This window comes from Klebsiella sp. 2680, from assembly GCF_900198535.1.
GTDB lineage: Bacteria > Pseudomonadota > Gammaproteobacteria > Enterobacterales > Enterobacteriaceae > Klebsiella > Klebsiella indica.
Map to the genome: position 1 here is coordinate 1150741 of NZ_FZNJ01000001.1, position 18466 is coordinate 1169206.

14 protein-coding genes and 1 pseudogene are annotated in these 18466 nt (G+C 57.1%); 8 read left to right on the forward strand and 7 right to left on the reverse strand.

The window, feature by feature from the left end; all coding sequences use genetic code 11:
* The first annotated feature begins 59 nt into the window (after positions 1-59).
* From FN037_RS05505 to FN037_RS05520, 4 genes are read left to right on the forward strand one after another with little or no spacing between them, the layout of a single operon-like run.
* Positions 60-1109 (forward strand): ABC transporter permease, encoded by a 1050-nt coding sequence (locus tag FN037_RS05505; protein ID WP_241675606.1) that lies wholly within the window; start codon positions 60-62, stop codon positions 1107-1109.
* Positions 1109-1942, forward strand: a complete 834-nt coding sequence (locus tag FN037_RS05510) for an ABC transporter permease (protein ID WP_138359054.1) — start codon at positions 1109-1111, stop codon at positions 1940-1942. Before FN037_RS05505 ends, FN037_RS05510 begins: the two co-directional genes overlap by 1 nt.
* Positions 1935-2771, forward strand: coding sequence for an ABC transporter ATP-binding protein (locus FN037_RS05515; protein ID WP_142501698.1), 837 nt, complete (start codon positions 1935-1937; stop codon positions 2769-2771). The genes FN037_RS05510 and FN037_RS05515 overlap by 8 nt, the downstream gene beginning before the upstream one ends.
* Positions 2758-3462, forward strand: a complete 705-nt coding sequence (locus FN037_RS05520; protein ID WP_138359058.1) for an ABC transporter ATP-binding protein — start codon at positions 2758-2760, stop codon at positions 3460-3462. The genes FN037_RS05515 and FN037_RS05520 overlap by 14 nt, the downstream gene beginning before the upstream one ends.
* Positions 3463-3768: 306 nt before the next feature.
* Here the strand turns inward: FN037_RS05520 and FN037_RS05525 are convergent, their stop codons facing one another.
* Entirely contained in the window at positions 3769-5106 is a 1338-nt protein-coding gene (locus FN037_RS05525) for an aspartate aminotransferase family protein (RefSeq protein WP_138359060.1), read from the reverse strand.
* A 182-nt stretch (positions 5107-5288) separates the two neighbouring features.
* Between FN037_RS05525 and FN037_RS05530 the strand changes: the two genes are divergently transcribed.
* On the forward strand, positions 5289-6053 hold the full coding sequence (locus FN037_RS05530; RefSeq protein WP_142501699.1) for an SDR family NAD(P)-dependent oxidoreductase: 765 nt from the start codon (positions 5289-5291) through the stop codon (positions 6051-6053).
* A gap of 102 nt (positions 6054-6155) precedes the next feature.
* Here FN037_RS05530 and FN037_RS05535 read toward each other — a convergent pair whose 3' ends face one another.
* From FN037_RS05535 to FN037_RS05550, 4 genes are read right to left on the reverse strand one after another with little or no spacing between them, the layout of a single operon-like run.
* Positions 6156-6917, reverse strand: a complete 762-nt coding sequence (locus tag FN037_RS05535; RefSeq protein WP_138359064.1) for an amino acid ABC transporter ATP-binding protein — start codon at positions 6915-6917, stop codon at positions 6156-6158.
* The gene (locus FN037_RS05540) at positions 6910-7575 is read right to left on the reverse strand and encodes an amino acid ABC transporter permease (protein WP_138359066.1); all 666 of its coding nucleotides are present in this window, start codon (positions 7573-7575) and stop codon (positions 6910-6912) included. The genes FN037_RS05535 and FN037_RS05540 overlap by 8 nt, the downstream gene beginning before the upstream one ends.
* A 14-nt stretch (positions 7576-7589) precedes the next feature.
* Positions 7590-8231: an amino acid ABC transporter permease gene (locus tag FN037_RS05545; RefSeq protein WP_138359068.1), complete on the reverse strand. Its 642-nt coding sequence runs from the start codon at positions 8229-8231 to the stop codon at positions 7590-7592.
* Positions 8232-8280: 49 nt separating this feature from the next.
* Positions 8281-9132, reverse strand: a complete 852-nt coding sequence (locus FN037_RS05550; protein ID WP_142501700.1) for a transporter substrate-binding domain-containing protein — start codon at positions 9130-9132, stop codon at positions 8281-8283.
* Positions 9133-9500: 368 nt separating this feature from the next.
* On the opposite strand from FN037_RS05550, the gene FN037_RS05555 reads away from it, so the two are divergent.
* Positions 9501-10964 (forward strand): PLP-dependent aminotransferase family protein, encoded by a 1464-nt coding sequence (locus FN037_RS05555; RefSeq protein WP_138359072.1) that lies wholly within the window; start codon positions 9501-9503, stop codon positions 10962-10964.
* A 181-nt stretch (positions 10965-11145) separates the two neighbouring features.
* Here the strand turns inward: FN037_RS05555 and FN037_RS05560 are convergent, their stop codons facing one another.
* Positions 11146-12330, reverse strand: coding sequence for an amidase (locus tag FN037_RS05560; protein ID WP_142501701.1), 1185 nt, complete (start codon positions 12328-12330; stop codon positions 11146-11148).
* Positions 12331-12818: 488 nt separating this feature from the next.
* Between FN037_RS05560 and FN037_RS05565 the strand changes: the two genes are divergently transcribed.
* Both FN037_RS05565 and FN037_RS05575 read left to right on the forward strand, forming a co-directional pair.
* Complete coding sequence (locus FN037_RS05565) at positions 12819-13934, forward strand: YbdK family carboxylate-amine ligase (protein WP_138359086.1); 1116 nt, start codon at positions 12819-12821, stop codon at positions 13932-13934.
* 795 nt (positions 13935-14729) lie between these two features.
* Positions 14730-15299: pseudogene (locus tag FN037_RS05575) on the forward strand (phosphodiester glycosidase family protein); the annotation flags it as partial.
* 64 nt (positions 15300-15363) lie between these two features.
* Here FN037_RS05575 and FN037_RS05580 read toward each other — a convergent pair.
* Positions 15364-18456, reverse strand: coding sequence for an efflux RND transporter permease subunit (locus FN037_RS05580; protein ID WP_142501704.1), 3093 nt, complete (start codon positions 18454-18456; stop codon positions 15364-15366).
* Between the last annotated feature and the right edge of the window lie 10 nt (positions 18457-18466).

Genomic DNA, 18466 nt, shown 5'->3' on the forward strand with positions numbered 1-18466 from the left:
CGCCATCCGGGGGAACATCCCGGCCACGGAAATTCGGCTTTTTTACCAACGGAATAACCATGTCTGCTGTTTTACCTACCAGAGCAGAGCGGCGCGCAAAACGCTCTCTGCTCGCGTTGTTTCAGGGACTGCTGACGCTGGCGCTGACCCTGCTCGGCCTCCTGCTGGTCACTTTCGCCCTCTCGGCGCTGTCGCCGGTTGACCGGGTGTTGCAAATCGTCGGCGACCACGCCAGCCAGTCCACCTATGACCAGGTGCGCCACCAGCTCGGCCTCGACCAGCCGCTGCCGCTACAGTTCTGGCACTATCTGGTGAATCTCGCCCATGGCGATCTCGGCATCGCCAGTTCCACCGGTCAACCGGTACTCCACGATCTGCTCACCGCCTTCCCTGCCACGTTGGAACTGGCCACCCTGGCGCTAATTATCGGCGCGCTGCTTGGCGTCATCGCGGGCGTCCTGTGCGCCCGCTACGTCGGCTCGCCGTGGGATCTGGCGATGCGGACCTTTACTCTGCTCGGCAATTCGGTGCCAATTTTCTGGCTTGGTCTGCTGATGCTGGCGCTGTTTTACGCCAAATTACAGTGGACGCCAGGACCGGGGCGACTGGACGATATTTATCAGTATACCGTCGAGCCACGTACCGGCTTTGCGCTGATCGATACCTGGCTCTCAGGCGACAAAGCGGCATTCAAAAATGCCGCCGGACACCTGCTGCTACCGGTGCTACTGCTGGCTTATTACTCGCTGGCCAGTATCACTCGCTTAACCCGCTCCGCCTGCCTGAGCGAAATGAACAAAGAATATATCCTGCTGGCGCGCGCCAAAGGGGCCAGCGAGATGACCATCCTGCTGCGCCATGTGCTGCCGAATATACGCGGTACCCTGTTAACGGTGATCGCCCTGGCGTATACCTCGATGCTGGAAGGCGCGGTGCTGACCGAAACCGTCTTCTCCTGGCCGGGAATTGGCCGCTATCTGACCACCGCGTTGTTTGCCGGGGATACTACGGCGATTATGGGCGGCACGCTGCTGATCGGCGCGAGCTTTGTGTTGATTAATAACCTCACCGACCTGCTGGTGCGGTTGACCGACCCGAGGGTGCGCTGATGCCGACTACTCTGTTTTTACACCGTCTGCGCCGCTCGCCTGCCGCCTTTTGCGGCCTGATCATTATTACCTTGCTTCTGCTGGTCGCCCTCTTCGCCCCGTGGCTGGCCCCGCTCGACCCAAACTGGCAGGATGCCGCCGCGCGTCTGCAAGGGCCCGGCGCCCAGCACTGGCTCGGCACCGATAGCTATGGCCGCGACCTGCTTTCAAGGCTGATTTTCGGTGCCCGCCCCGCTCTGGGCCTGGTGGCGCTGGTCACCGTCATTACTCTGCCCGTGGGTCTGCTGGTGGGGATTCTCTCCGGTTATTACGGCGGCTGGCTCGAACGGGTATTGATGCGTTTTACCGATGTTGTCATGTCGATGCCAAGGCTGATTCTGGCTTTCGCCTTTGTCGCCATGCTCGGCCCTGGGCTGGTCAACGGCGCGCTGGCGCTGGCGCTCACCACCTGGCCCGCCTACGCCCGCCAGGCACGCAGCGAAATTCAGCGCCTGCGCCACAGTGATTATCTGGCGGCGGCGGAGATGATGGGCATTCGCGGCTGGCGACTGCTGATCGGCCATATTCTGCCGCTCTGCCTGCCATCGGCTATCGTCCGCCTGGCGCTGGACTTAGCCGGTATTATTCTGGCCGCCGCCGGTCTTGGCTTTCTCGGCCTCGGCGCACGTCCGCCAATGGCGGAATGGGGCGCGATGATTGCCGACGGCATGCAGGTGATTTTCGACCAGTGGTGGATCGCGGCCGCTCCTGGCGCCGTCATTCTGATCGCCAGCCTGGCGTTTAATCTGCTCGGCGATGGCCTGCGCGACGTACTGGAGCCACAACATGACTGATATCCGACTGAACGTTAAGGGACTCGCCATCGACTATCCTGGCGCACGGGTGGTGAACGATTTAAGTTTTACTCTCGGCAACGAGCGGCTGGCGCTGGTCGGCGAATCCGGCTCCGGCAAGTCCATGACCGCCCGGGCGCTGATGGGGCTGGTGCGCAAACCCGGCGTGGTAAGCGCCGATACGCTCAACGTGCTGGGGCGCAACGTCTTAACCCTCAACGATCGCGGCTGGCGCAACCTGCGCGGCAACGATATCGCCATGGTGCTGCAGGACCCGCGCTATGCGCTCAATCCGGTAAAAAGCATTCAGGCCCAACTGGAGGAAGCGCTAACGCTACATCAGCGCCTTAACCGTCGCGGGCGACTGGATGCGGTCAAAGCCGCCGTGGCCGCTGTCGGCCTCGATTTACCGGTACTGAACCGCTATCCGGGAGAGCTCTCCGGCGGCATGGGTCAGCGGGTGATGATCGCCATCGCCTTGCTCAACAATCCGCAAGTGCTGATTGCCGATGAACCCACGTCAGCCCTTGATGCCCGTCTGCGCAATCAGATCCTCGAACTGCTGGTGGAACAATGCGAACAACGGCAGATGGCAATGCTTTTGATTAGCCACGACCTGCCATTGGTGGCGGAACACTGCCATCGGGTGCTGGTGATGTATCAGGGGACAACGGTCGATGAAATGGCGGCGCGGGATCTGCCTGCGGCAACCCATCCCTATACCCGCACGCTGTGGACCTGCCGCCCGGACGCGCAAACCTATGGCCGGATGCTCCCCACGCTCGACAGAACCCTGGACTTTACGGAGGTGGCGCATGGCAATCGTTAATCTTAACGATCTCCAGGTCGTTTTCGCTGAAAAAACGGCGGTGTCTGCCGCCCGTTTTGCCGTTGATGCGGGAGAAACCTTCAGCCTGATCGGCGCATCCGGCTGCGGAAAGTCAACCATTTTACGAGTGTTAGCGGGGCTACAGCGCGACTGGCGCGGCAGCGTCGAACTGTTTGGTCAAGCCATTACGCCCGGCGCGCGTTTTCAGGGCGAACTACGGCGCAACGTGCAGATGGTATTTCAGGATCCCTACGCCTCGCTGCACCCGAATCACACGCTGTGGCGTACGCTGGCGGAGCCGTTGAAAATTCACGGTCTCGACGAGATTGCGCAGCGGGTTAGCACCGCGCTGGAGCAAGTGGGACTCCCCGCCGACGCCGCACGCCGTTATCCGCACCAGCTCTCCGGCGGCCAGCGCCAGCGGGTGGCGATCGCTCGCGCCCTGCTACTGCATCCAAAAATCCTGCTGCTGGATGAGCCGACCTCGGCGCTGGATATGTCGGTTCAGGCGGAAATACTTAATCTGCTCAATCGGTTAAAACAGGAGCATGGGATGACCTATCTGCTGGTCAGCCATGATGCCGATGTGATTGCCCATATGTCGGACCGGGCGGCGTTTATGGCAGAGGGCGTAATTCAGCGCTTCTTTGATCGCAACGCGCTGGTAAATGGCGAACACCGGATGGGCTAACCGGCTCCCCTCACCCTCTCCACAGAGAGAGGGTGAGGCTGATGACAAACCTGATTTAGATATTGTGCTCGCATTTCTGCCGGGTGGCGGCTATCGCTTTATTTGGCATGTAAAACCAATAATATCATCATGTTATGGGTTTTTCGTAGGCCCGCGCAAGCGAAGCGTCGCCGGGTAATTCCGGAAAAACGCACTTTGTCAGCAATCTGACCCTCTCCACAGAGAGAGGGTGCGCTTCTTCCGGGAATCGGGGAACCTGAACAGGTGCGCAGTATTGCCTCCGGCTAAACACCCCGCGCTGACGCCCTACTTCGCCAGGTTCGCGAAACGGGCAAATACCGCGTCAAAAATCGCCAGTCCTTTCGCCACCTGTTCGGCGCTGATAGTGCATGGCGGCACCACGTGAATACGGTTTTCCACCACAAACGCCAGCAGACCAGCTTCAGTTAACGCGCCTTTAATCGCCGCCATATCCGCCGCGGTCAGCGGTGTTTTATCCTGTCGGCTGCTGACCAGTTCCAGCGCCTGGAACAATCCGCGACCGCGCACGTTACCGATAATCGCATGTTTTTCCGCCAGCGCGTCCAGCCCAGGACGTAGCACCTCATTACCGATAGTCGCCGCGTTCTCCACCACTTTCTCGTCTTTCATCGCATCAATGGTGGCGACAATCGCCGCCATCGCCAGCGGATGGCCGGAGTAGGTCAAGCCACCGGCAAAAAAGTGATCATCAAAGTAACGGGCGATCGGCTCACTAATCAGTACCCCGCCAGCCGGAACATAACCGGCGTTAACCCCTTTCGCGAAAGTGACCAGATCCGGCACCACGCCATCCTGCTCAAATGCGAACCAGCTACCGGTACGGCCAAAACCGGCCATCACTTCATCGAGGATCAGTACAATGCCAAACTCATCGGCCAGCGCCCGCACGCCCTGCATATAACCATCCGGCGGCACCAGAATCCCGGCGGTGCCCGGAATGGACTCCAGCAAAATCGCGGCAATCGCGCTCGGACCTTCGCATTCAATCATCCGCCGCAGATGCGCCAGCGCGCGCTGGCACTCCTCCTCTTCCGTCGTGGCGTTAAATTCGCTGCGATAGAGGTAAGGGTTGAAAAAGTGTACATGACCGCGGGAATACTCGTTCGGCACGCGACGCCAGTCGCCGGTGGCGGCAATCGCGCTACCGGTGTTGCCGTGATAGGAACGATAGGCAGAGAGCACTTTATCGCGGCCGGTATACAGCCGCGCCATGCGGATAGCGTTCTCGTTGGCATCCGCGCCGGCGTTGGTGAAAAACACTTTACTAAAGCCTTCAGGCGCCAGTTCGACAATACGCTTCGCCGCTTCGCCACGGGCGAGGTTGGCGGTCGCTGGCGCGATGGTGACCAGTTCTTCCAGCTGCGCCTTCATGGCCGCCAGCACGCGAGGATGCTGATAGCCAATATTGACGTTCACCAGTTGGCTGCTGAAATCAAGATAAGTGTTGCCTTCGTAATCCCACAGCTCACAGCCTTTGGCCCCGGCGATCACCAGCGGATGTAAATTGCCCTGCATCGACCATGAATGAAACACATAGGCGCGATCCAGCTGCCGAACTTCATCATTACTTATCGCGACCTCGTTCTGTATTGCCAGCTTCATACCCTGCCCTCTCTCATGTCGTTGTTGTTGGCTTCATCATTGGCCGCGTCAAAGCAAAACCGATAGAGCCAGTGCGTGGAAAATGATGTGACACGGTGTCACATCTCCACGTCCCGACTGGCCCTGTGCCCTGCAGAGCGGCGTTTTTATAGTGGTCACGACAACCTGCACAGGAGAATGAAATGGCAACAAGTAAAGTAGTATTTATTACCGGGGCGACTTCGGGGTTTGGTGAAGCGGCGGCGCAGGTTTTCGCCGATGCCGGCTGGTCGCTGGTATTAAGCGGGCGCCGTTTCGCGCGGTTAAAAACGTTACAGGATAAACTCTCGTCTCAGGTGCCGGTGCATATCATCGAACTCGATGTGCGTGACAGCAACGCGGTCGCCGCCGCCGTAGCGGCGCTTCCCGCTGAATTCGCCGATATTACCACCCTGATTAATAACGCCGGGCTGGCGTTGTCGCCGCTGCCAGCGCAAAAAGTAGAGCTGGAAGACTGGAAAACGATGATCGACACCAACGTCACCGGTCTGGTCAACGTGACCCACGCCCTGCTGCCGACGCTGATTAACCACGGTGCGGGCGCAAGTATCATCAATATCGGCTCTATCGCCGGACAATGGCCCTATCCGGGCAGCCACGTCTACGGTGCCAGCAAGGCGTTCGTGAAGCAGTTTAGCTACAATCTGCGCTGCGACCTGCTCGGTACCGGCGTGCGGGTCACTGACCTTGCGCCGGGAATTGCCGAAACGGAATTTACCCTGGTGCGCACCAAAGGCGACCAGTCGGCATCGGATAATCTCTATCGCGGTACCACCCCGCTGAGCGCACGGGATATTGCTGAGCAGATGTTTTATATCGCCACGCTACCGGATCATATGAATATCAACCGCGTGGAAGTGATGCCGGTGCGTCAGGCCTGGCAGCCGTTTGCAATCGATCGGGATTAAGGTTCTGTCCGGACAACAAAACCGCAGACCATGCCAATCCGTAGCCCCGGTGCGCAGCGCCACCGGGGAGATCGGCCGCAGAGGATGGGGCCCGGCGTCTTATTACCGGCTACTCTGCAAAAACTGCCTGACACGTTCGGAATCCGGGTTGGTGAAAAACTTCTCCGGCGGCGCTTTCTCAATCAACAAGCCCTTCTCGAGAAACACCACCTCATCCGACACCTGGCGCGCGAAATCCATCTCATGGGTCACCACTACCATGGTATAACCTTCGGCGGCCAGCGCTTTCATTACCCCCAGCACCTCATTTACCAGCTCGGGATCCAGCGCCGATGTCGGTTCATCAAACAGGATCACCTCCGGCGACATCGCCAGCGAACGGGCTATCGCCACCCGCTGCTTCTGGCCGCCAGAGAGCGTAATGGGGTACACGTCCGCTTTATGCGCCATCCCTACTTTTTCCAGTTGCTGCATGGCGATAGCTTTCGCTTCGTCACGTTTCATCCCCTTCACGTGCAGCAGCGCCTCACTGACGTTCTGCTGCACCGTCAGGTGCGGCCACAGGTTAAAGCTCTGAAACACCATTCCTACCCGCTCGCGGATTTTCGACAGCTGACGATGGGACATCGCCCGGCCATTCTGTTCATCAATACCCAGGCGTTGACCGCTAATGTGGATTTCGCCGCGATCCGGCTGTTCCAGCCAGTTCATACAACGCAATAGCGTCGATTTACCCGACCCCGACGAACCAAGGATGCTCACCACGGTTCCCTTTTCCACCGTCAGGTTGATATCACGAAGAACCTCAACGTTATCGAACTGTTTAGAGACGTTTTTGACGCTTACAGCAGTCGTATCATGCATGACTCATTCCTCTTCTGGCTCCCCAGGCGCTCAGGCGTTTAATCAGCAGTTCCAGCAGGATGCTGATCGCCCAATAGAGCCCAATCGCGACGATAAAAGCGTTAAACGGGATAAAATAAGTGGCCTGGACGCTATTGGCCGCGGCGGTGATCTCCTGAACGGTAATAATGCTCAGGAAAGCGGTATCTTTCAGGCAAATAATCAGTTGATTCCCCATTAGCGGTAACGCGGAAGACAGAATATTAGGCAGAATAATGCGACGGAATATTTTATATCGCGAAAAACCCTGCGCGACCGCCGCTTCAATGTAGCCGCCGGAAAATACCCGCCGCTGGCTGCGTAATATTTCGAAAAAATAGGCGCCATGGTAGATAATTAAAGCCAGTAATCCGGCGGTCCAGGGCTCCATACTGATACCGACTTCCGGCAGACCGTAATAGAGCAAATAGGCCAGAATCAAAAATGGAATCGCCCGCATTAAACTGACAAAACCAATAATGATCCTGTTAAGGGTTTTCTTTTGATATTCGGTGAAATAACACAGCACAATGCCGATAATTAATCCGCTAATCGCTGCAATAATAAATAATTCAAGGGTGGCGAATAAACCGGCAATAAAGCTGTCGCGCACCGACCAGATAACGGCCCACTGATTCATAGCTCCTCCTGTTTTTATCGCGCCAGGCGTTTCGCTTTACGTTCCGCCATCCCCTGCAGTTTTAGCAGCAGGCCAATAATCACCACATACAGCAGCCCTGCCGCCAGAATCGGCGAAAGCGGTTCATAGGTGACCGAGGAAATTCGGTTGGTCACACGGGTCAGATCCACGACGCCAATCACCGCAATCGCCGGACTGCCTTTAATCAGGAATGACATTTCGTTAACCAGTGCAGGCAGGCTTTCAATCCACATTTGCGGCAACATGATATAGCGGAAATAGGCCCAACGACGCATCCCCACCGATTCCGCCGCTTCTCGCTGTTCGCGGGGAAAGGTGCGAAAGGCATTGCGCCAGATTTCCGCATTAAACGCGGAAGTATTCAGCGTCAGCGCCACAATCGCCGCGATGTTTTTATCGAGATGAATTCCCATCGTCGGCAAAGAGAGAAACAAAAACAGCACCAGCGTCACTAGCGGCGTGGCGCGGGCAAGGCTGATATAAACCACCAGCAGTTGGTCGATAACCGGTATGCGTAACATCCGTACCAGTGCGATCAGCAGGCCGATCGCCACCCCAAAAGCGATAGCGATGACCGAAATCCAGAGGGTCGTCCATGCGCCTTCAATCAGTAACTGCCAGGAAATTGCATCCATGAAACCCTCCTTCTGCTTAACAGGCGGCGGTTACCCGCCGCGAAACACATTACAGACCCGCTAATTTATGGAACTGTTCCGGACTGGTGATCGGCTCCGTCGGCAGATCGTCATAGGTTTCGCCAAACCACTTTTTCTGTAGTTCCGCAAGCTTGCCGGTCTCCTTCATGTGGTTCATAAATTTGGTCATATAAGCCAGCAGCTGCGGCGAGCTTTTGGGGATTGGCCATGCCATATAGCCCGGCCCGGACACCGCCAGACCTTTGGCGAACACCTTCGGCTTGCTCTTCACCAGATCGTTGACTGAGATAACCACGTTAATCACGTAATCCAGGCGTTTATTGGCGAGGTCGGCATAGGCTTCAGGGTAGGAGGGATACTCCACCACCGGTCCCAGCTTGCCACCGGTTTTCTCCAGCATCGCTTTCAGTTCCGGCAGACGAGCCAACAGCGCGCTGCCCGCCTGAACGCCCACTTTTTTACCGCTGAGTTCGGCAATCGTATTCAGTGAATTATCGCCGGCGCGTTTAACAAAATAGTGCTGGGCGGACGCCCACGGCGGCGTAAAATTAAAGACTTTCAGGCGATCATCGGTAATTACCGCCCCGGTTAAAGCCATATCGTACTGGCCCGTAGAGACCGCCGCTAATAATCCGGTCCACGGCAGAATGCTCTGGTCGACATGGAATTTCGCGTATTTGCGTAATTCATCGAGCATATCTTTGTTAAAGCCATCTGTCTGACCGTTATTCATAAAGTTAAAAGGCGCGTAATCATCTTCGGTCGCGACTTTCAGGGTGCCGGATTTTTCGATTTCCGGGAGATCTGCGGCTACCGCATGATAAGAAAAGGCCATCGCCATAATGGCGCCCAGACAAATTGAACCTAATGATTTTTTCATCAATCCACCCCTAATTAATTCGCCAGACGTGTTCATTCCAGAACATGAAAAGGTTTGCAAAATATGTGCCGACGGAAACTCCGGTCCGCGACTGATGGATGCGTTGTCAAAACCCGCCCATCGCTACAGCCGGTTTGGACACGGACGGCGTAATACACCCAGAATGTACATGCAGTACATGAGGATACGGGCACTGTCCGGGGCCAAAATGGCAAATAAAATAGCCAGATGGGACTGGTTCTTACTGTAGGGAGCGTTTTAAATTTCCGGATAGAGCCAGATCCGTTGCGTGGATGTGTCAGTCATTCTCAAGGTGGTATGGAATTTGCTCCGGTTTATACATCGTGCGTTTGCGTAAGGAGCTAAATATGATCCGCCACCTGTTACATGTTGATTTCGACCCGCGCCGCGGTTTGCAGGAGCAGGTGCGCGAGACGCTGATTAACGCCATTCTGGGCGGTATTTTTTCCGCCGATATGCCGCTCCCCTCCTGCCGTCAGTTGGCCAACCAGTTGCGGGTATCGCGCAACACCACCGCCCTGGTTTTTGAAAGCCTGGTGAACGAGGGATACCTGATCAGCCGCCCGCGTAGCGGCTATTATCTGCATCCGCATTATCAGCATCCGCCTTCCGCCACCGTGGAGGCTGCACCGCAGCGCGAATGTTCTGCACCATGCTGGGGCGCCCGGCTGCAAATCACGCCCAGCCAGCAGGAGTCGATTCTTAAACCGGCTGGCTGGATGAACTACCGTTATCCGTTTATCTACGGCCAACCGGATACCCGTCAGTTTCCGCTGGCGACCTGGCGCTCGGCGGCGAACTGGCTGCACGGCGGCGTGCGCGATCCGGCGTGGGTAGTGGACCATATCGATCAGGATGTCCCGATGCTGATTGAGCAAATCCGCACCCGGGTGCTGCCCAAGCGCGGCATCGTCGCCGCACCGGATGAGATTCTGATTACCCTCGGTTCGCAAAACGCGCTCTATCTGCTGACCCGCCTGCTGATGTCATCGACGACACGGGTCGGTGTGGAAAATCCCTGTTTTCGCGAAGCGATTAATACCTTCCTGCTCGCCGATACCGATATTGTGCCGCATCCGGTGGATGAACAGGGGATCGTCCTTAATGACACGCCCTGCGATTATTACTATGTGACGCCCGGCCACCAGGTTCCCACCGGGGTAGCGATGAGCAAGGCGCGACGCAATCAGTTGCTGGAACATGCCGTTCGCCATGATGCGGTCATTATTGAGGACGATTACGACTCAGAAAGTAACTTTATGCTTAATCCGCTTCCGGCCCTCAAAGCCAGCGATCGCAGCGGCAGAGTGGTCTACGTCAGCAGCCTGTCAAAAGCGCTATCGCCGGGTCTGCGGTTGGGCTTTATGGTTGCCGATCCGGACCTGATCGATGAGGCTCGGGCGCTGCGGCGACTGGCGTACCGCCACCCGCCAACCAATATTCAGTATCAAATGGCCCATTTCCTTGCCCAGGGCCACTATGAAACGCATCTGCGGCGCTACCATTACGACTCTGCCCAGCGCTGGGATCGCCTCAATAACGCTCTGCAGCACCATCTCCCTGAGTGCCGGATCATTCCCGGTAGCGAACATGCCAACGCCTTCTGGCTGGCCACGCCGGCGCAAATCAACACCCAGCAACTCACCTGGCGCGCCGCCCATGCCGGGGTACTGATCGAGCCCGGCGCACGGCATTTTCTCAGCGATGCGCCGCCGGATAACTTCTTCCGGATGGGCTTTCATGCCATTAACCCTGACGCCATTGAACAAGGCGTGGAGGTGCTGCGCGGCCAGCTGGCGCAGATGGGTTAAGAGTCGGGTGCAAACACAATGTTATCAGCGGAATCCTATGCGCCTCCCTTGTGGGCTCCGCTGGTCATCTCCCGGCCAGGCAGGGCTATCGGGGCCTGGGGCCTCGCGGTATCAGAGACGCCCGCCGCAGCCGAGTTAATCGTTTTCTCTCTATGGGGTCACCTGCGGAGTAATAAGGCGATCACGGCTCATTTCGCTCTCCCTGCATAAACGCAGCGGCCAGCTCAACCAGCAGACGATCGCTGCCCCGTGGCCCTAAAAATGAAATCCCCAGCGGCAGTCCCCCCGTCCGGGCGACCGGCAGCGTGACTTGCGGACGGCGGGTCATCACGGAAATTAACAGCAAATCGTGAGAAAGACGGCGCACGGCCTCAATCTCTTCCGCCTGCGCCGTCAGCAGCGGCGCGCCGTCGGGAACGGTCGGCATCACCAGTACCGCCTCTCCCAGTTGCACGTCCCACCAGGCAGTGAAACGCTCGCGCTGCTGACAGGCGGCTTCAAACTGCGCGCGAGTGACCCCTTTGCCCCAAAAAAATCGCTCGCGTACATCCGGCCCCAACTGCAGATCGTAGTGCTCAATGGTTTCCCCCTGCGCCTGCCACGCTTCGTAACCCTGAATCTGGCGGAAGGCGAGATAGATATCATCGCCATCCGGCAGCGGCGCACTCAGCGGCGTTATTGCGCCGAAAACGCGCCCAAGCCGTTGACGGACCGGTAACAGAGCCTGCTGACTGCGCAGCGGCAGGCAGGAAAACAGCCCATCGTGGCTGGCCAGCCGCACCTTTGCGATATCCGGCCGCGCATCATTGAATAAACACGCGGCAACGGCAGAAAAGACCTCCGGTGAGCGCGCAAAGAAGCCGCAGGTATCCATGCTGGCGCACAGCGGCTGGCACCCCTCAAGGGAAAGGCGACCGTGGGTCGGGCGCAGGCCGAACAATCCGCAGTAGCTGGCGGGAGTGCGTACCGAGCCACCAGTATCGGTACCAAGAGCGAAATCACACACCTCGTTCGATACCGCCGACGCCGAACCGGACGACGAGCCGCCGGGAATATGATTCGGCGCAGCGCCGTTGCGCGGCGTGCCATAATGTACGTTGTGCCCGCTCATTGAGTACGCCAGCTCGCTGGTATGGGTTTTGCCAATAAAGCGCGCGCCGTTATCTAATAACGTTTGCACTACCGGCGCGGTGCGATTTTTTATCCCGGACAGCGCCAGCAGATGCGGATTGCCACCGCCGGTCGGGTAGCCCGCCACATCGAACAAATCTTTTACCGCAAAGGTCATGCCGCTCAGCGGGCCGTTTAACGCATGCACCACCGGGTGAGCCGGATACGGCATAAAGGCGCGTAGATCATCCTGCATAGTGGTTTTCTCCTGGCTTCAGGCATAAAGTAAGGTATCCAGTTACGAAGCGGTGAACGCCACGGAGTAATCGGCAATTTTTCCTGCGCCAGTCAGGATCGGCATATGCGAGAGCATATTGCCAATTTGTCCCGCAGCATACTGTGGTGCAGTTTAATTCAGCATCACATTGTCCCTGTTAAATATAAGTCACTATTTAACAGGCAAGATGCATACCAGTTCTGGATTTGTGGGAAATAGAGATAAAACGGCCGATAAAATAAGATAAACTTATTTTATCATCATGATTTAAATAGAAAAATAAATTAAACCTATCTTCTTGCACCACCAGCGGGAATGTTGTTGCACAATTGCACTAACCTATTTCCAACGGTAAAAAAATGATCGTCCGGCGTCATTTTATAAATCAACGTCACCCTGCATGCAACTTATCAGTAATCAATTCATACCTTCTATACTTCAGGGACTGTGCCAAAGAGGGAGTCGCTATGCCTTTACCCGATTTTCGCCGTTCCGAGCCTTTTACCCTCGGTATTGAACTGGAGCTGCAGGTCGTCACCCCGCCGGGCTACGATCTGAGCCAGAACGCCTCCGCGCTGATTAATGATGTGCAAAACACGCTGAAAGCGGGCGAAGCCAAGCATGACATTACCGAAAGCATGCTGGAGATAGCCACGGGGATATGCCGCGATATCCATCAGGCCACGGTACAACTGAGCGCGATTCAACAGGCGGTTCTGCGCGCCGCCGCCCGCCATCATCTGCAAATATGCGGCGGTGGAACGCATCCGTTTCAAACCTGGCAACGCCAGCAAATTAGCGACAACCCACGTTACCAGCAAACCGTCGAGCACTTTGGCTATCTGGCGCAACAGGCGACAATATTTGGCCAGCACGTGCATGTCGGTTGTCAAAACGGGGATGATGCGATTTATCTTCTGCATGGTCTGTCGCGCTTTGTCCCGCATTTTATCGCGTTAAGCGCGGCCTCTCCCTGGCTTGACGGTGCCGATAGCGGTTTTGCCTGCTCGCGGTTAAACCTTTTTGCCGCTTATCCTGATAACGGCCCGATGCCGTGGGTGAATAACTGGCAGGCTTTTCGCGGGCTGTTCCGCCGTCTGAGCTATAGCGGCATGATCGACAGCATGAAGGACCTGCACTGGGATATTCGCCCCAGCCCGCAGTTTGGTACCGTCGAAGTCCGGGTGATGGATACGCCGTTGACGATAAATCAGGCGGTGAATATTGCCGGGTTTATTCAGATTATTGCCTGCTGGCTGCTGACGGAACGTCCGTTTAAACATCAACCCGATGACTATTTACTCTATCCGTTCAATCGTTATCAGGCCTGCCGCTATGGCCTGGACGGTATCAATACCCATGTTCACAGCGGCGAGCAGCGAACATTTCGCGAAGAGATTTTACAACTGACGGAAAAACTGGCGCTCAGCGCCCGTCAACTGAATGCCAGCAATGCGCTGGAAGCGATTGCGCGCCAGGCGAAGCAGTCTCACAGTGAACCACAGCAAATGCGAGAGTTTGTCGCCAACGGCGGTTCATTAATCGGTCTGGTACAAAAGCAGTGTGAGATCTGGGCGACCTAGCGGCGATAAACGATATACTGCAGGCTCTCGTGGTTTGCCTGGAATCCTGACGTCGTGCGCTTTTGCTCCCTCCTGCCGCTGTTGCTTTTATCTCTGCCCGCGTTTGCCAGCGGAAAATGCTCCCTCACCGATCCATCGTTGACGCTGCAAAGCTATACGGTAAATCCGCAGCGGGAGCGTATCGTTATGTACTGGAAAAAAAGGACGGCAAGGCCTCAATGCCGTTCACTTAAGCAAATTATCGGTGTTGTCTTTTGTTTTATTTGCCTGTGGCAAACGCATTATCGGTGGTTTAAACGAAAATCTGATTCGGTTGATTCACTAACTGAGCTGATACGGGCTGAAATATAAAGGATATAACTTTTTTATGATTTTCAGCCTCTGAAAAGCCACTGACGAATAACGGACTCACCGCATGGGGGTTGGGCGCATCAAGGAAACCTGGCGGGAACGCAGGCGCGCATCCAGGACTGGCCGCCAGGACGGCGGCCAGAGGGCGGGTCGAGACAGGGACGTCGAGTCCCGCCCGGTCCGCCAGATGAAGCCGGAGTGGAGCGGACCGCGCAGCGGCAGGTTTTCAGCGCAATGCCGGGGGTGCAGGGGGACGGGCGAAACGTCCCCCTGCCCGTTCACACGCTGTGGATATAACGAATATCCTCGTATTACCCGTGAACGGAACAGGCCACTAAGCCAAACCAGGTGAAAACGAAAAATGTCATTTTCGCCAGAACCACCGATTAACGGAACCGCTCAGCCAGCCATAAACACAACTGACAGCCCTTAACTGACCCGCATTACGGCAAGGCCTGGGGATCGCTACGCTCGCTTCTGGCGGACATCAACCAACGTGGGCGCGTGCAGATGGCGATGAACGGCGGCATTTACGCAAAAAACGACACGCCGCTGGGACTGTATATCGAAAAAGGACGACGGTTGGCTTCGCTTAACCGCGCCTCCGGCAGCGGCAACTTTTTTATTCGTCCTGGCGGGGTATTTTACGTGGCAGGACAAAACGTGGAGATTGTCAGCCTCAATAAATTTAAACCGTCTCCAGCCATAGAGTACGCGGTACAATCCGGACCGGTGCTGATTGAAAACGGTAAGATAAACTGGCGGCTGAAGCCATCCGCCAGCTCGCGCAAACTGCGTAACGGAGTGGGTATTACCAGCGATGGCAAAGTCGTGTTTATGCTCAGCACGCACGAAACCAACTTCTATGATTTCGCCTGCTACGCACAGTCAACGCTCAACATACGCCAGATGCTCTATCTCGATGGCACCCTTTCCAGGATGTATCAGAAAGGCGGCAGCGTGCCGTGGCAGTACCATCCGTTAGTTACCATAATCGCGGTGGAGAGCAGGTAGTCGGCATAACATCGTCTGCGGTTTTGTAGCCTAGCGCGAGCTGGGGAACAAAACCGCAGTGCACCTACATCCGGCGATGCCCCCACTCACGCAGACGCTGGAACAACACGTACAGCGACGGAATAAACAGAATCCCGATCGCCGTAGCGACCAGCATGCCGCTGAATACGGTGGCGCCAATAATCCGTCGACTCTGCGCCCCGGCGCCGGTCGCAAGCATCATCGGCGCAATCCCAATAATGAAGGAGACCGCCGTCATCATCACCGCACGAAAACGGTGAGTCGCGCCTTCACGAGCCGCATCGACTATCGACATCCCCTCTTCGCGCTTCGCCCGCGCAAACTCAACAATCAAAATCGCGTTTTTTGCCGCCAGCGCAATCAGCAATACCAGACCAATCTGCACATAGACATCGTTGGCATAACCGGCCCACCATAGCCACAGCAATGCTCCGCCAATGGCAAACAGCACCGACAGCATCACGCTCGCCGGGAGCGTCCAGCTTTCGTACTGGGCGACAAGGAACAACCACGCCATCACCACCGCCGCCAGCACGATCCACATCGCCTGATTGCCGGTCTGCTGCTCCTGCCACGAAATTCCGCTCCAGGCATAGTCATACCCCTGCGGTAAATGCGATTGTAAAATCTGCTCCATCACCGCCATCGCCGTGCGACTGCTAACGCCTTCGGCGGCTGAACCACTCACCGATACCGACGGGAACTGATTATATTGCTGAATAAATGGCGCGCCGATCGTCGGCGTAATGGTCACCAGGTTGCTCAAACGGACTCGCTCGCCGTTGTCGCTACGCACATACAGTTCGCTAATCTGCTCCGCCCGCTGACGCCACTGCATCTCATTTTGGATAACGACAGGGTAAACGCGGTTATTTATGCTGAAATCCCCGGCGCGGGTGCCGCCAAACGCGGTTTGCAAGTTACTGAAAATCCTTGAAGTCGGTACATTCAGCCGCGCCGCCTGATCGCGGTCAACGTTGAGCGTCAGTTGTGGCACATTGCTGCTCCAGGTCGTAAAGACCCGGCTCAATTGCGGGTGCTGATTGGCCATCCGCAGCACCTGATGCGTCACCTGCTCCAGCGCCGCCGAAGATTGCCCGGCCTGCGCCAGAATACGTAAATTAAACCCCGAAGCATTGCCCAGCCCCGGCAGCGTCGGCGGCGCAAAGGTCATAATCGTCGCTTCCGGCAGCCCCATCAACTGCCCTTGTAGTTTTTCCATCACCGCCTCCAGCGGCGGTCGCTGATGCCAGTCTTTCAGCATCACCGAAATAAAGCCGCCGTTCGAGGCGCTGGTGCCGTTAAGAATATTAAAACCGGACACCTGAATCACATCCGCCACCGCCGGATTCATCAACAGCAACTCCCGCGCCTGGGCCATCACCGCTTCGGTACGCGCCAGCGAGGCGGCTTCAGGCAACTGCACGCTGGCGAAGAAATAGCCCTGATCTTCCTGCGGCAGAAACCCCTTCGGCATGCTGGTGAAGCTCAGAGCCACCAGCCCGGCGGCCATAACTGTTGCGGCCAGCGCCAGCCAGGGATGGCGATTCATTCCGCCAACCAGGCGGCCATAGCCGTCTCGCACGCGCTCCAGCCCGCGGTTAAAACCGCGCCAGATGGCGGCTGGCTGCGCTGGCCGCGGGCGCAACAGCAGCGCGCACAGTGCAGGCGTTAAGGTCAACGCCACAACGCTCGACAGGGTCACCGCCGTCGACAACGTGACGGCAAACTGGCGATACAGTTCGCCGACAATCCCGGACAGCATGGCTACCGGAACAAATACCGCCAGCAGCACGAGGGTCGTGGCAATCACCGGTCCGGCAATTTGCCGCAGGGCTTGCGCGGTGGCCTCCCCGCGCTCCAGCCCCTCCGCCATTTTGCTTTCAACATTTTCCACCACCACGATAGCGTCATCCACGACCATGGTCAGCGCAAGAATAATGGCGAACAGGCTCAGGGTATTGGCGCTATAGCCCAGCGAATAGAGTACGGCGAAAGTACCGATAAGCGAAACCGGGATCGCGAGAGCAACAATCAGCGTCGCCCGCCAGCTTTGCAGAAACAGCGACACCACCACCACCACCGCCAGTAGGGTTAGCATCAGCGAAACGCCGATCTCTTTGATCGTCGCCGTCACAAAGCGGGTGGTATCAAACTTCACTTCCCAGGTGAGATCGGCCGGAAATCGCGTGTGCAGCCGGGTCAACTCGGCGCGCACCGCGCTGGCGACCTGCAGCGCGTTGGCGGTCGGCGTCGGATAGATACCAAGATACGCGGAGTCTTTGCCATTAAGCTGCGCGCCGGAACGGTAGCTGCGCGCGCCCAGCTCAATGGTTGCCACGTCAGACAGACGCACCAGTTGCCCACGCTCGCCGCTTCGAATAATAATCCGTCCGAAACTGGCGGCATCGCTCAATCGACCAATACCGTTGATGGTCAGGGTCTGCTGCTGACCGTTAAATACCGGCGGCGTCCCCACCTGCCCCGCCGCGCCCTGCACGTTTTGTTCGTACAGCGCCCGGGAAATATCATCGGAGGTAATATTAAGCGCATTCATACGGTCGGGCCGCAGCCAGATGCGCATACTGTAGTCGCGGGCACCAAACATCTGTACGTCACCAACGCCCGGCAGACGCGCCAGCGCCTCGCGCACCTGGGTACTGGCGTAGTTGCTGACGAACAACGGCGATAGCGTACCGAGCGGCGAGTAAAGACTCACGCCCATCAGCAGGTTCGTCGCCCGTTTGCGCACCTGCACGCCGTTCTGCTGCACTTCCGCAGGAAGCTGCGCCACCGCCTGCGAAACCCGGTTCTGTACATCAACCGCGGCTAAATCGGCATGGGTACCGGCGGCAAAGGTCAGGCTCAGGCTGTAGGCTCCCTCATCAGAACTGGTGGATTCCATATACAGCATATGGTCAACACCATTGAGTTGGGTCTCCAGCGGTGCGGCAATGGCCTCAGCCACATCCGCCGCGCTGGCCCCCGGCCAACTGGCGCTCACATTAATAACCGGCGGAGTAATCTGCGGATATTGTTCGACCGGGATCAGCTTCAGCGACACCGCGCCGATAAAAGTGATCAACAACGCAATCACCATGGCAAAGCGCGGACGACGGATAAAAAACGTCAGCATCCTTTCTTCC

Excerpts from the sequence above, each read along its gene's own strand:
- FN037_RS05505 (WP_241675606.1), top strand. The coding sequence starts at position 60 with ATGTCTGCTGTTTTACCTACCAGAGCAGAGCGGCGCGCAAAACGCTCT.
- FN037_RS05510 (WP_138359054.1), top strand. The coding sequence starts at position 1,109 with ATGCCGACTACTCTGTTTTTACACCGTCTGCGCCGCTCGCCTGCCGCC.
- FN037_RS05515 (WP_142501698.1), top strand. The coding sequence starts at position 1,935 with ATGACTGATATCCGACTGAACGTTAAGGGACTCGCCATCGACTATCCT.
- FN037_RS05520 (WP_138359058.1), top strand. The coding sequence starts at position 2,758 with ATGGCAATCGTTAATCTTAACGATCTCCAGGTCGTTTTCGCTGAAAAA.
- FN037_RS05525 (WP_138359060.1), bottom strand. The coding sequence starts at position 5,106 with ATGAAGCTGGCAATACAGAACGAGGTCGCGATAAGTAATGATGAAGTT.
- FN037_RS05530 (WP_142501699.1), top strand. The coding sequence starts at position 5,289 with ATGGCAACAAGTAAAGTAGTATTTATTACCGGGGCGACTTCGGGGTTT.
- FN037_RS05535 (WP_138359064.1), bottom strand. The coding sequence starts at position 6,917 with ATGCATGATACGACTGCTGTAAGCGTCAAAAACGTCTCTAAACAGTTC.
- FN037_RS05540 (WP_138359066.1), bottom strand. The coding sequence starts at position 7,575 with ATGAATCAGTGGGCCGTTATCTGGTCGGTGCGCGACAGCTTTATTGCC.
- FN037_RS05545 (WP_138359068.1), bottom strand. The coding sequence starts at position 8,231 with ATGGATGCAATTTCCTGGCAGTTACTGATTGAAGGCGCATGGACGACC.
- FN037_RS05550 (WP_142501700.1), bottom strand. The coding sequence starts at position 9,132 with ATGAAAAAATCATTAGGTTCAATTTGTCTGGGCGCCATTATGGCGATG.
- FN037_RS05555 (WP_138359072.1), top strand. The coding sequence starts at position 9,501 with ATGATCCGCCACCTGTTACATGTTGATTTCGACCCGCGCCGCGGTTTG.
- FN037_RS05560 (WP_142501701.1), bottom strand. The coding sequence starts at position 12,330 with ATGCAGGATGATCTACGCGCCTTTATGCCGTATCCGGCTCACCCGGTG.
- FN037_RS05565 (WP_138359086.1), top strand. The coding sequence starts at position 12,819 with ATGCCTTTACCCGATTTTCGCCGTTCCGAGCCTTTTACCCTCGGTATT.
- FN037_RS05580 (WP_142501704.1), bottom strand. The coding sequence starts at position 18,456 with ATGCTGACGTTTTTTATCCGTCGTCCGCGCTTTGCCATGGTGATTGCG.